Origin of the sequence: Turneriella parva DSM 21527 (genome assembly GCF_000266885.1) — a bacterium.
GTDB lineage: Bacteria > Spirochaetota > Leptospiria > Turneriellales > Turneriellaceae > Turneriella > Turneriella parva.
In genome coordinates, this window is record NC_018020.1 from 2,144,447 (window position 1) to 2,156,454 (window position 12,008).

The following is a 12,008-nucleotide window of genomic DNA, read 5'->3' on the forward strand; positions in this document are numbered from 1 at the left end:
GGGATTCATGCCGAAACGATTCGGCTAAACTGCAGCAGGTTTTTCGTCAATTTCTGACAAGAGTCTCGTGTAAACCCCTTCTATCTCTTCTGCCGAGAACAAATGCTGCTTCTTTTTTTCGACCCCAAAGCCTGAGAGTACAAAGTGGCGCTCGGCGACAACGCCATGGCGGGCGAGGCAGTGTGCAACGCACTTGAGGGCGCAACCATCGAGCGCGATAATCGGCCTGCCACTTTTCGCGGTGCGTACGAGTGGCTGCACACCCCCCCCGACACCGGCGATGCACGACATCTCGGCGCGGCCTTCGCGGTCGAGGCGGAGCGCAATGGAGTTCGCCATCTGTGCGGCCGACGAGCAGCCTGAACACGAGTAGACTAGCGGTAGCTCAGGCTGCATGCGGTCTCCGCGCGAGCAGAAAGAGTGTTGCCGTAAAAAGAATGAGTGCATTCGCCTGGTGCAGGGCGCCCAGCGAAACGGGGACTGCCTTCAGCAGGGTGAAAACCCCGAGCAGAAACTGCAGCAAATATGCCATGACGATCCACGCCAGCGGGTGATTTAGCGACACATTCTTGCGTTCGCGCCAAAGCTGCCAGAAAAAGAAAACTCCCAGTCCGTAAGCGAAGTTACGGTGTAAGAACTGCACCATGATTGGGTTGTCAGAAAAATTCGACAGCACCGGGGAAAATCCCAGCGCACCCTGCGGAAAATACTGCCCGTTCATGAGTGGAAACGTGTTATACATCTTTCCCGCCTTCAGCCCGGCCACGAGTGCCCCGCTTGCCATCATGACGAAGACCAGAATCACATTGGCCCAGGCGAATGCCCGTGAGCCCTGAACGCGGGGGCGCGTTTCGAGGCTCCAGGCAGTCATCAGCATCAGCGCATAGATCAGCACTGCGGTCATGAGGTGGCTTGTGAGGCGCAGGTGGCTGACGTGCGGGTCGTTCACGAGCCCACTTTTTACCATGTACCAACCGAGAACCCCCTGAAAACCACCGAGAGCGAAGATGACACCTAGCCTGAGCGCCAGTGGACGATCGATGCGTTTGCGCACGAGAAACCAGAGAAACGGCAGAAGAAAAATAACACCGACCAGCCGGGCGAAGATGCGATGGATGAACTCCCACCAGAAAATATTCTTGAACTCGGGCAGCGTCATGGTGTGGTTCACGAGCCGGTACTCGGGTGTTGCCTTGTATTTTTCAAATTCAGCCTGCCACTCGGTTTCACCGATGGGCGGCACAACTCCGCTTACCGGCTTCCATTCGACGATTGAGAGACCAGATCGCGTCAGCCGGGTGATGCCACCGATGACCACAATCGCAAAAACGACTGCAGCGCAGATATAGAGCCAGGCGGTTACAGGGCGAAGCGCAGCGCTACCTGTCACGCGCATCGTCGATGATCCTTCTTATGGAGCGCCATTCTTCAGGCATTTTTTCGCTTTCGGGCAAGAGCACGGTCTTGTCGCTGTCATCTGCCATATCGCGCCGGTGGATAATCCCTTCGCTTTCAGCGGAAAAACGGCTCAATGGCCGCAGCACCCACCACCAAACGGGTACGAGCAGGCCCAGCATGCAGACCACAAGCAGGCCAAAATTTTCCCAAAAAAGATCGAGGGTAAAGTAGCTGATGCGTGACTCACTCAGCGCGCTCAGGGGCAGACGCCTGATTGCCAGGCCGACAGGTTGACCGAGCGCAATCGCCTTGTTGTCGGCGCCCACGTGGCATGTCTGGCAGATTGGCTGTGCTTTCAGCGGGTAAGCGTATTCAATGAACTGGTCGGTTTGCCGAAAGGCTGCCTGCGCGCTCTGTAAGACCCTTCTCTCAAAATCATTCTGTGGCACACGGTCTTTGCGCACGCCAAACTGGCTGTTCAAAAAATCGCTGCGCCTGAGTTCAATCGGAATCGTTTTGTCGGCGCTGATAGCGTAAAGCGCCCGGCGCACATAATCTTGATCGCCGTTGGCGGCAGTTACCACAACCCCGATAATCTTTTCGAAAGCGACCATGTCACGGTGAATCTGTTCTTCTACGCTGAGGCGCGTGAATCGCTCGGCGGCTGGCAGAAAGTAGAACTTGATGAAGAGCGAGGCCAGGGTGAGCACAGCCGTGACGGCGATCCATAAGCGTGTCGAGATTTTCATGCTGTTTTGTTGCTCCCTGTGTCATCTTCTTCGTCTTTGAACCCGCCCCCAATCCAGAAAGCGCCAAAGATCAGTGTGACCACCGAGCCAAAAAATAGTACGGAGAGAAAACTCATCGCCATCAGCGCCGAAAACATGTTGCGCGCACGGCGCATGCCGTATTCAAACTCCGTTTCTCCCGGCTTTTTTTCGCCTGTCCAGCCGCAGAATTCCTGCAGAGAAGAATAGCTGATGATTTCACCTCGGGTCTTGGCGCGCATCTCAAAGAAGAAATCCTTTATGCCGTTGGCGGCACTCAGCGCCCAGAGACCGATCAAAATGGCCATAAACGTGCCCTTGTTTCGTCTGATCATAGGCTCTTTTTTACCTCGTCGAAGAAGCGCGCCTTGTTGTTGTCGAGACCCCGAAATTCGCGCGTGACGCGTCCTTTGCGGTCGGTCACGATAAAGACATTGCTATGCGCATACACCAGCTTGCCGTCTATCGTCTTGTTGTACTGCAAGGCATAGGTGTCGGCAAGGCGCCGAATGGTTTCGGCATCGCTCGTCAGCACCCGCCATTGATTGCCCGTAACGTGGTATCTGGTAAGAAAGTCTTTCAGCTGCTCGGGGTTGGCGCGGTGGTCTTCAAAGGTGAAAATAAGAAACAGGCCATCTTTGGCAAACTCAGGAGTGTCATTGTGAAATAGCCGCAGGTCATTCATAATCAGCGGGCATGACATGCCGCAATCTTTGAATACGAAGGTGGAAATGGTGTTGCGGTTTGCGAAATCACTCAGGCGAACCTGTTTGCCTTCTTGATCGATAAAGGTGCCTTCGAACTGCAGCAGGTTTGCGCGCTGGGGTTTCAGTTTGTCCTGCCAGAAGTCGCGGGGGCGATCGGCAGACATCGAATACCAGGCGATGTAGGCCGAGGCCACCATCAGCGAAGCAGCGATGCCGCGCAATATCCAGAGGCGTGTTGCCTTAGCGTCTTGCATTGCGGCCCCTCATGAAGGTGACGATTTCTGCCTGATGCTGCAGCGCATCGGCTGCAATATCGGCATAGTTTGGTTTAAGGCTCTTTAGCTCTGGCAGATGAGCCTTCGCTGCTTCTGCCTGCTCGGCTGTGATGCGGTAGAGCACCAGATTGAAGAGCGCTGGCGGATATTCCCTGTTCAGCGAAACGGCGCGCTCAAAATCGGCTGCCGCTGCTGGGTTGTTTCCGGTGCGGCTATGCAGCAAAGCCCTTCGGAGAAACAACTGAGGCTGCATTGAAGCTGCGTTTTCGGCCATCTCGTAAAACTTCAGAGCGCGCGCGGTGTCGCCGGCTTCTTCAAAGCAAACACCCATCTGGAAAAGGTGCTTGTGGCGAATGCGCGGGTATTGGTTGATCGTGAGATCCGTCTTCTTCGACTCGAGGCAGTCTTGGGTGCGCAATTTGCGCTCGGTGATACGACGGCTGAAATTTTCGGCTTCGGTATGTGCTGCTGGGTCTTGCCGCGCGCGTTCAAGATAGTAGCGTGCGAGCTCGGTATTACCCGTGCTGTCAAGCTCTCGGGCCGCACGTAGGGAAAAGTTTTGTTCGTAGGCTTTCTCTGAGGCTGGTTTGCAGGCGGAAAGAAGCAACAGCATAGGTAATAGTGCCGTGTAACGCATATTAATCTTTCCCTGTCTCATTCTTTTGAGGCATCTGCAGAGTTCGCCTGAAAAGTTTCGCTTGGTTCGGTTCGTAATCGAGCAGCTTGACTTCTGCGGGCGAGAACTCCATTCTTTCAGCAAAGCTGATTTCTTTGCCGGTAGAACCAGTATCGCGTTCGTGAACCACAACCTGGACCTCATGCGGTCCAGGTACGGTGTGTACTTTCATCATGACGTACGTAATGCCGTCGCGCTGAAACCCAGCAGGCCTGAAAGTGCGCCGTGACTGTTCTTGCCCGTCGATGCGCACGATGATGTCGAGATCGCGGCGTGCACGGCTGCAGTATTTTGAAGCGACGCTGTCGGCGGCCTGTTGCAGAATTCGCTCACGCGCCTCGGGCGTCAGGTTCTCGAGTTTGACGAGTCCTGCCATGCGCTTGATCGCCTGCTCTCGTGCATCGGCAGGTATCTGTTCGGGCGAGCAGGTTTCTTTCTCGCTCTGGTAAAAGAAGTCGAGTCTGAGCAACGCGGTCGATTTCGATGCTTCAATGGCGCCGAACCTTCCCGATGAACCGAGATAAAACACCCAGACCGCCAGCGCAAAGACGAACGTGCCGACCGAAAACGAGCGTGCCCAATTTGATGGTTTGAGTAATGAAAACAGACGGTTCGGCAACGTATTCTGTGACCTCACGATTTGTTGGAGCTCAGAAACAAACGAATGTTTCTGCTGTCCGTTAAAGCGGAAACCCAAAATCGGAAACTCCGCCGCAACCCGGCGGAAATTCGGCTTGCGCTTCAGCTCGATACGGTCCATCAGCCAGCGGTTGCCTTCGCGGTACCAGCAATCACCCTCGGGGCAGGCGCCGACGATAAGTCCTTTTGCACCACCCGCACGGATTTTTTCTGTTTCGCTGACACCGAGTTTTCCGGTGCAGGGGGTGATCGCCAAAACGGTGCCAGCTTCGTAAGCTCTTAAAGCTCCGCCCTCTGCACTGAGGCCCAGCGAGTGTGCCCGGCCCTGGCAGACCAGGGTGACCCATTTGTCTTTTGCCTCAGACCAGTCGGGTTCGGCTTGGGTGGCGCCAGGTTTTACATGCGTGATTGCATCGTAGGTGCATGAACCCGCGCAGATGCCGCACCCAGAACAGAGGTCGGTGTCGATGGATACAAGGTATTTATGGTGCGTTTGATTGGCGTTGCCAATCAAACTCGCGCGTTCAACCATATGCATCGCCTGGTAAGGGCAGTCGATTGCGCACAGGCCGCAGCCGGTACACTTTTCGGCAATGACGCCGGCTGTCACAATTTCGCGCTTTTTTACCAGCCATGGCATGGCCATGAGCAGCAGAAAACCCGCGGCCATGGTGCTCCAGGCTATCCAGGCATAACGGGTTTCGAAGATTGCTGCGAAAAACAGATAGAACCAGTCGGGCTGCAAGAGCTCGGGCATTTTTTCTGCCTCGGCTTTGCCCACCATATTGATCGGAAACACGAGCGTGTAGAGTATGAGCACGCCGAGAAACGCGAGCGTGAGCTTGCGCGGTGGAAACAGTTTCGCACGCGAGACGCGCAAAAGATGCACGAAGAGCAGCAGAATAAAGAGCAGGGGAATGAACAGGTGCACGATGAGTACAACCCACATGATCCATTTGCCGAGCAGTGCAGGCGATGAAAACGAACGCGGCAGGGTATCGCCGAATACCTTGAGGCCTGCGAGCAGCTCAGAAGTCTTTTCCATTACAAAACGCGCATTGGCGTCGAGCGGTAGTATATAACCGGTCAGACCCTGCACGAGCATAAAACCGAGAATGATAAGGCCGCTCACCCAGGCGAGGGTACGATGGTTCTGGAATTTTTCTTCGAAGAGCATGCGTGCCATGTGCAACAGCACGAAAAACATCATCGCGTCGGCGGCGTAGCGGTGCAGGTTGCGGATAAACCGCCCCAACAGCGCGCTTTCGGTCATGTATTTGACCGATTCATAACTCTGGTGCACCGACATGTTGTAGTAGATGAACATGAAGAGGCCGGTGATCAGTAGTACAAAGAGTAAGATTACAGGCAAAGCCCCGAGGTAATAGAGAAAGTTGCCCTTCTCGGTAAAGACGTGGTTAAACGCACTGTCGGCGCGGTGGAATAAAGAAAGAAAAGACTGGAAGATTGGGCGGCGAAATTTCATATTCTGGGGTTGTTCTGCAAGGCTGCCGCTGGCAGCCTTGCAGAAGCAATCTTAGTAAACAGTCCAGTTCTTGCTCAGGGCCAGCCACTGTGTGAAGTAGACGACCATGAACCAGGCGAGAAAGATGAGCGCGAGCACGAAGCTGCCCGGCGCATGCATCTTTTCTTTTTGGTTCTGCCCAGCAGAACCAGTATTATTGTTATCAGACATATTTCCTCCTTAAATCCCCGTTTGTCGTGACGGCATGTGTGCAGCTACCATCAGCCATTTGCGTGCTGCGGTGAATAAGGTTCAATCTGCGACGGTATTTTTTTACCGAAGAAGACCGACAGCACCGCTACGTAGATGAACATCAAGAGGCCCGTGAACGCCAGAATTGCACCGATACCGACCAGTGCGAGCATTGTGTACATCGCCGGGTCAAAGGGTACCTGGATCACCGCGTTCTGGAACGTCACGTCCCAGTGGCGGCGGGGGGCACCCATGACACCCGCAAAGTGCATACCGGTTGCAAACATCATCACGCCGAAACCGAAGACGTATGGTTGGTATTTCGCCAGCTTTTCGCCGATCAGCTTACGCTGCAGTACGAGCGGAATGACATAATAGGTGAGAGCCATAAACGCGAGAGTGGTACCACCCACAACTGTCATGTGAAAGTGGCCGGGAACACGCATGTTGTTGTGTGAAAGCATGTTCAGCTGTTCAACAGAGAGAATGATACCAGTCACGCCGCCGAAGAAGCCGAAGATCACCATCGAGAGCGCCATGCCTGAGAAACCGGGCTGGCCCCACGGAGCATTCGTCAGCCACTGGAAGAGGCCGCGGGTATACCCTTTCGCGCGCTGTGCCGTTTCAACCGCCGCCGGAATCGAGAACGCGTGGATCATCGAACCAATGGTCGCAGCGTAGAACAGGTAGCTCGTGTTGAAGATACGGTAGGTTGCCGAAAGCCCCGGGTCAACAAGGTTGTGGTGAATCGAACCGAGGTTGATGCCGAGCAGATAGAGCACGAATGCCCAACGGCACATTTTCTGGTTCACGGGTTTGGCGCCAGTGGTCAGATTTGCGAGCAGGTACCAGATTGAAACCATCGCTGCGAGGTTGAGCTGCTGCGCCGAGTGGCCAAAGCCCCAAAACGAAATGCGAAAGTACTCGGGGTCGACACGATCGATAATGCCGATCGACCAGAGAAACGCCGGGATAAAAGCGGCTGCACCTGAGACGAGGGTAAAGATCGCGATAATGACCGCGACGAGAATACCGAACGTAAAGAGCGGCAGGCTGCCTTTATGCCATCCTTCTCTTTTGGCAATGACGAGTGCATAAAGAAACTGAAAGCAGTTAATCAGCGCCCCGACGGCAAAGAGAATGATACCGAGATAGAACGCCGGGTGTGCTTTCAGGGGCGGATACGCCGTGAACATCACGTCGGCCTTACCCATGAAAACAACCACCTCGACCATGATCGCACCGGTAATCATCAGAATGTAGTTGAACCATCCGAGTTTGACGCCGGGATAGCGCGCACCAAGAATAGTCTGCGCTGCAAAGATGACGCCTGCCATTTCAAAGAACACGATCCAGAACACGAGCATGGTAATGCCGTGTGCCGTCACGAAACGGTAAAAGAGATCTTGCGGCAAAAGGTGTACTGCAGGCCAACGGGTGAGCGCGATCAGCAGAGCGAGAACTCCCCCGACGAGCAGAAACACCACGGCCGAGACGGCGTTGATCCAGATGAGGCGCTGCGCCGGCATATGGACCTTGAGTCCGGTCGTCGGGCAGGTTCTGAATTGGTTGGTAATATCAGCTATACTCATGTTAATCCTCCACTATCACCTGGCCAACCATGGTGTCATGGCCGAACTTCTCGCCTGCAAACATGCAGTACTCGTTACAGATGAGAAAAAATTTGCCCGTTTCGTTCGGACTCATCGTGATCACAAAGCTGTAATCGGGCAGAATCTGAATGTTAAGATTCTGTGGTTGCAGCGAAAAACCGTGCTGGTAGTCGAGCGATGACATGTGAATGCGGTAGGTCTTGTTCTTCTTCAGCACGAGCGCCGGGCGAAACTGCCATGCCTGCGCCACGAGAAAGGTGTCGCCGTTCTCTTTTGTGGGGGCATCGACGAGCGGAATGCCGCCAGGTTTGCCATTATGGGTGATTATTTCACCTTTGGCGTCTTTGCGCTGGTACTTGGCGATGAACTTATCGACGACTTCGCGGTATTCTTCAGGATTCGTCTTATAGGTTTCTGAAGAAATGTTCTGGTTCCAGAAGTGGCCGAGCGGCATCATGACGAACATCACAATACCCCACGCAATCGAGATGTATAGCCAGATGCGCTCTTCGCGGTTAAATGGCTCCCACCAGTTTTTCTTGGGCGTTTCTAAAGGCATGTTGGCTCCTATTTGCCCGGCAAAAGATATTGCTGGTTACTCTGCGCCAGATAATCTTTCAACTGGGTGTTATTGAATACGAAAATCTCGAGCAAGCCCCAACCGAGGTAGAATATCCCCGGAAAAGCCATGCCGATGATCAGCAGAAACCAGATGTTGTCAAATGCCCTCTGGCCGAGCGTGCGTTTTTGCTTGTCTTCGTGATCCATTTTGCCTCCCATGGCAGAAACTACAGGGATCCCGCGGGCCGACCTCCCTGATACTGTCCAATCGCCTATCACACGATCAGAAAAAAATCATTGATATAAGTCAAGAAGTAGACCTTTTTTTCTATCAATAGCTTCGCCTGCATTTCTTTCAGGCAGGCCGTAGCCGGATTTCAATCGAACCGGCGCATCGGCCGCAAGCGATACCTGCTCGCCTGGCTGCGAATAAATCGCCGATTATCTTGACCTTTATCAATGCCATAGTTCCTGATATGGTCTATATCCCACATGGTTCAGGAGGGTCAAGATGCAATTGCAGCAAAGCCAAACCATGACAGATGCTGAGCGCCGGCTGTTTTTTCCTCAAAATGCTGCTCCTGACCCATTGCTCGTGCATCTCGCGCAACTGAACCAAGACTGGCAGTTGAGAGGCGAATCGAACTCTGAATCGCAGACACCCATTGCGGCGATTCTGGGTTGCAGCCATTCGAGTATGCCGATGCCCCGCATTCTGGACTGCGGGCTAAACGAAATTTTCATGCAGGTTGAGCGCGGTGCGCGGCTAAGCGCCGAAAAGATCGGTACGCTCATGTATGGCCTGACGCACCTGGCCGATCACCAGATTCCATTGGTGCAGATTATTGTGCACCAATGCCAGGCAGGGCAGAGCTGCCGCAAGGTGATGCCCGACAAGCCTACAATCACCCGCCCCGCAGCGCTCATTGAAGCTGCCAATCGGCTGTCGATCGGCAACCACCTGGGAATTTCTCATGTTAATTTGCCAGCATGGAAGTCACTTTCGCAATACAACTCGCACGACTTGATTCACGGACGTACCCGCTCGCTGCTGTTGCTTGAGAACGACAAGGCGTTTGCCACTCTGGTGAAAGAAGGTAAGGTTATCGTTGGCGAAGCCTTCTTTGATGAAAAAATCGGCAAGGTGTCATGGTTTGGCCTGCTCGCTGCTGATAGTATTATTGATCAGCTGCGGCAGATGTCGCCCCGCATTGAAGACATTGTCGAAGGCCTGGCGAGCGACCCGCAGCAGGTAGCGCACCTGCATGAGGGTATTGTTTCGCTTGCCCGCATCGCCGCGGGTAACCGCCGCTACCGTGCGGTGCATTCTCCGCCAGTGCCGTGCAGGGTCGTTATTTTGGGCTGTGCCGACAGTCGTTCTCACCCTACGGTGACTTTTGGCGATTTTGAGTTAGGTGCGATCGAAAGTTTTCACAGCGCGGGCAATGAGATTGGCGACCATACGTTGCGTGGACTGCGCATTGCACTCGAAGAAATTGAAGAACACGCACGCCAGGCAACGAGTGCCGCTTTGCTTACGAACCCCGAACTGCCTGCATCGTACCGCGAATTTTCTTACCTGATTGTTAAGTCGCATTCGCGCTGCGGAGCGTTGAATGCCGTTATAACATCGGCCGAGAACGGCGCTAAGACTGCGTTGAAGAATATGACGGGTTCGCCGCACGTTGGGCATCTCGTCAACAGCATCAGGCACAGGCTTTCTCCCTATTTTTCGTGGCTGCATAAAAACGGCCTTACGGCACATGAGCACGATGCGCTCGGCATCTTCGCGGCGCGTTTTAATGCCGTTGAAGGCTGTCTTGATTTCTACAGGCGCGCACGCGAAGGCAACCTCGACGCCACGCAAATTATTGAGATTATTCGCAGAGGTTTTGTGAGGCTTGTGCCTGCGGTATATCTGTTAAAATCAGGGCGCATCGAATTCTTGTCGCCGATGCCCGAAAGTCTTGAAGAAACAGAAATCGAAGAGTATCCCGTTGTGGCTCACGCGACCAACGGTTTTGAGCTGCCGTTTGCTGTGGGCTGAGGCTCAAAACTCTTTCGTGGGTGCAGCAGGTGGGTGGGGTTTACCAGTCTGCCGTGCCGGGGCTGACTTTGGTGCACGCCATGCGGCACAGAACAGCGACGGCATTGGTATCATTAACCCGCATACCCGAATGCAACACATTTGAGTGGCAGTCGGGCCCTGGGAATCTCTGCCCGGCACCGGGCTCCGGAGCGTCTACCTGACCGGGTGGCGGAGCTGCAACGCTGTTGCAATCTTCTTTACATACCAGCTGAAAACCGAAGCCAAACCCATGACAGCGATTATCGAAGACGTACGCGCCCGTGAAGTGATTGATTCGCGCGGCAACCCCACTGTAGAAGTTGAAGTGACCCTGGATAGCGGTGATATTGGCCGTGCGATTGTGCCGTCGGGGGCTTCAACCGGCAGCCGTGAAGCCCTCGAGCTGCGCGACGGCGACAAAGGCCGATATGCGGGCAAAGGTGTACTCAAGGCAGTCGCCAACGTCAATGAAACTGTCAATCCGCATCTGGTTGGCGTGAGCGCGCTTGGCCAGCGCGAAGTCGACAGAATTCTCGTTCAACTCGATGCGACAGAAAACAAGTCGAAGCTCGGCGCCAATGCGATGCTGGCCGTTTCGATGGCGACCGCACATGCAGCGGCAAAATACCTAGACCTGCCGCTCTTTCGCTACCTCGGTTCGCCGTTCTCGCGCACGCTGCCTGTGCCGATGATGAATGTGATCAACGGCGGTGCGCACGCCGATAACAATCTCGACTTTCAGGAGTACATGATCGTGCCGGTCGCATTCGATTCTTTTCGTGAGTGCCTGCGCCAGGGCGCTGAGATTTTTCATGCGCTGAAAAAGGTGCTGCACGACAAGAGTTACAATACGGCTGTCGGCGACGAAGGTGGTTATGCTCCCAACGTAAAGTCGAACCGTGAGGGTCTCGATCTATTGATGTCAGCGATCGAAAAGGCCGGGTACAAACCGGGTGTCGATACCTACATCGCGATGGATGCAGCAGCCAGCGAATTCTACACTTCGACTGCGCTCAGTGACCGGCCTGCTAATACGTACAAGCTCGACGGTGACGACGGTAAGGTGCTCGATGCGGAGGGTTTGATCGACCTCTACGCCGACTACTGCAGCAAATATCCGATTGTGTCGCTCGAAGACGGCCTCGCAGAACAAGACTGGGCCGGCTGGAAAAAACTCACCGATAAACTCGGCAGCAAGATTCAGCTCGTCGGCGACGATTTGTTTGTGACGAACAAGAAGATACTCGCCGAGGGCATTAGCAAGGGCATCGCAAATTCAATCCTCATTAAGGTTAACCAAATTGGCACGCTGACCGAAACATTTGAAACGATGCAGCTCGCCGGCAAGCACGGTTATACCTGCATTTCATCGCACCGCTCGGGTGAATCAGAAGACACGACGATTGCCGACCTCGCCGTCGCCGCCGAAACCGGGCAGATCAAGACCGGCTCGATGAGCCGCACCGACCGCATTGCAAAATATAACCAACTGCTGCGCATCGAAGAGATGCTGGGCGCCGATGCATTCTACCCGGGCATTGCCGCTTTTAAAAACCGAGGTTCATAATAAGCGCGGTCGGCCGCTCT

General features: G+C 54.3%; 13 protein-coding genes. 2 read left to right on the forward strand and 11 right to left on the reverse strand.

The genetic code is table 11. From position 1 onward, the window contains the following. Positions 1–24: 24 nt before the first annotated feature. Genes TURPA_RS10355 through TURPA_RS10400 form a run of 11 tightly spaced genes read right to left on the reverse strand, consistent with a single transcriptional unit; the run spans position 25 to position 8,560 of the window. The gene (locus tag TURPA_RS10355; protein WP_014803253.1) at positions 25–396 is read right to left on the reverse strand and encodes a putative zinc-binding protein; all 372 of its coding nucleotides are present in this window, start codon (positions 394–396) and stop codon (positions 25–27) included. Continuing rightward, entirely contained in the window at positions 386–1,390 is a 1,005-nt protein-coding gene (locus TURPA_RS10360) for a COX15/CtaA family protein (protein ID WP_217157650.1), read from the reverse strand. The genes TURPA_RS10355 and TURPA_RS10360 overlap by 11 nt, the downstream gene beginning before the upstream one ends. Continuing rightward, complete coding sequence (locus tag TURPA_RS10365; protein ID WP_014803255.1) at positions 1,380–2,147, reverse strand: hypothetical protein; 768 nt, start codon at positions 2,145–2,147, stop codon at positions 1,380–1,382. The genes TURPA_RS10360 and TURPA_RS10365 overlap by 11 nt, the downstream gene beginning before the upstream one ends. After that, positions 2,144–2,500: a hypothetical protein gene (locus TURPA_RS10370; RefSeq protein WP_014803256.1), complete on the reverse strand. Its 357-nt coding sequence runs from the start codon at positions 2,498–2,500 to the stop codon at positions 2,144–2,146. Before TURPA_RS10370 ends, TURPA_RS10365 begins: the two co-directional genes overlap by 4 nt. Beyond that, on the reverse strand, positions 2,497–3,126 hold the full coding sequence (locus tag TURPA_RS10375; protein ID WP_014803257.1) for an SCO family protein: 630 nt from the start codon (positions 3,124–3,126) through the stop codon (positions 2,497–2,499). The genes TURPA_RS10370 and TURPA_RS10375 overlap by 4 nt, the downstream gene beginning before the upstream one ends. Continuing rightward, on the reverse strand, positions 3,113–3,805 hold the full coding sequence (locus tag TURPA_RS10380) for a tetratricopeptide repeat protein (protein ID WP_041948450.1): 693 nt from the start codon (positions 3,803–3,805) through the stop codon (positions 3,113–3,115). The genes TURPA_RS10375 and TURPA_RS10380 overlap by 14 nt, the downstream gene beginning before the upstream one ends. Then, a complete protein-coding gene (locus TURPA_RS10385; RefSeq protein WP_014803259.1) occupies positions 3,786–5,948 on the reverse strand; it encodes a cytochrome b N-terminal domain-containing protein in 2,163 nt (720 codons plus the stop codon). The genes TURPA_RS10380 and TURPA_RS10385 overlap by 20 nt, the downstream gene beginning before the upstream one ends. A 51-nt stretch (positions 5,949–5,999) precedes the next feature. Next, positions 6,000–6,158 carry a hypothetical protein gene (locus tag TURPA_RS23420; RefSeq protein ID WP_014803260.1) on the reverse strand — a complete coding sequence of 53 codons (159 nt, stop codon included), beginning with the start codon at positions 6,156–6,158 and terminating at the stop codon, positions 6,000–6,002. Positions 6,159–6,208: 50 nt separating this feature from the next. Then, positions 6,209–7,771 carry a cbb3-type cytochrome c oxidase subunit I gene (locus TURPA_RS10390; RefSeq protein WP_014803261.1) on the reverse strand — a complete coding sequence of 521 codons (1,563 nt, stop codon included), beginning with the start codon at positions 7,769–7,771 and terminating at the stop codon, positions 6,209–6,211. A 1-nt stretch (position 7,772) separates the two neighbouring features. After that, positions 7,773–8,351, reverse strand: coding sequence for a cupredoxin domain-containing protein (locus tag TURPA_RS10395; protein WP_014803262.1), 579 nt, complete (start codon positions 8,349–8,351; stop codon positions 7,773–7,775). An 8-nt stretch (positions 8,352–8,359) separates the two neighbouring features. Beyond that, positions 8,360–8,560, reverse strand: coding sequence for a hypothetical protein (locus TURPA_RS10400; protein WP_014803263.1), 201 nt, complete (start codon positions 8,558–8,560; stop codon positions 8,360–8,362). A 328-nt stretch (positions 8,561–8,888) separates the two neighbouring features. Here TURPA_RS10400 and TURPA_RS10405 point away from each other — a divergent pair, with 328 nt between their 5' ends. Beyond that, the gene (locus TURPA_RS10405; protein WP_041948451.1) at positions 8,889–10,400 is read left to right on the forward strand and encodes a carbonic anhydrase; all 1,512 of its coding nucleotides are present in this window, start codon (positions 8,889–8,891) and stop codon (positions 10,398–10,400) included. Between the two features lie 271 nt (positions 10,401–10,671). Next, positions 10,672–11,988, forward strand: a complete 1,317-nt coding sequence (gene eno / locus TURPA_RS10410) for a phosphopyruvate hydratase (protein WP_041948452.1) — start codon at positions 10,672–10,674, stop codon at positions 11,986–11,988. Positions 11,989–12,008: the final 20 nt, after the last annotated feature.

Excerpts from the sequence above, each read along its gene's own strand:
- eno (WP_041948452.1), top strand. The coding sequence starts at position 10,672 with ATGACAGCGATTATCGAAGACGTACGCGCCCGTGAAGTGATTGATTCG.
- TURPA_RS10380 (WP_041948450.1), bottom strand. The coding sequence starts at position 3,805 with ATGAGACAGGGAAAGATTAATATGCGTTACACGGCACTATTACCTATG.
- TURPA_RS10385 (WP_014803259.1), bottom strand. The coding sequence starts at position 5,948 with ATGAAATTTCGCCGCCCAATCTTCCAGTCTTTTCTTTCTTTATTCCAC.
- TURPA_RS10400 (WP_014803263.1), bottom strand. The coding sequence starts at position 8,560 with ATGGATCACGAAGACAAGCAAAAACGCACGCTCGGCCAGAGGGCATTT.
- TURPA_RS23420 (WP_014803260.1), bottom strand. The coding sequence starts at position 6,158 with ATGTCTGATAACAATAATACTGGTTCTGCTGGGCAGAACCAAAAAGAA.
- TURPA_RS10355 (WP_014803253.1), bottom strand. The coding sequence starts at position 396 with ATGCAGCCTGAGCTACCGCTAGTCTACTCGTGTTCAGGCTGCTCGTCG.
- TURPA_RS10365 (WP_014803255.1), bottom strand. The coding sequence starts at position 2,147 with ATGAAAATCTCGACACGCTTATGGATCGCCGTCACGGCTGTGCTCACC.
- TURPA_RS10370 (WP_014803256.1), bottom strand. The coding sequence starts at position 2,500 with ATGATCAGACGAAACAAGGGCACGTTTATGGCCATTTTGATCGGTCTC.
- TURPA_RS10395 (WP_014803262.1), bottom strand. The coding sequence starts at position 8,351 with ATGCCTTTAGAAACGCCCAAGAAAAACTGGTGGGAGCCATTTAACCGC.
- TURPA_RS10405 (WP_041948451.1), top strand. The coding sequence starts at position 8,889 with ATGACAGATGCTGAGCGCCGGCTGTTTTTTCCTCAAAATGCTGCTCCT.
- TURPA_RS10390 (WP_014803261.1), bottom strand. The coding sequence starts at position 7,771 with ATGAGTATAGCTGATATTACCAACCAATTCAGAACCTGCCCGACGACC.
- TURPA_RS10375 (WP_014803257.1), bottom strand. The coding sequence starts at position 3,126 with ATGCAAGACGCTAAGGCAACACGCCTCTGGATATTGCGCGGCATCGCT.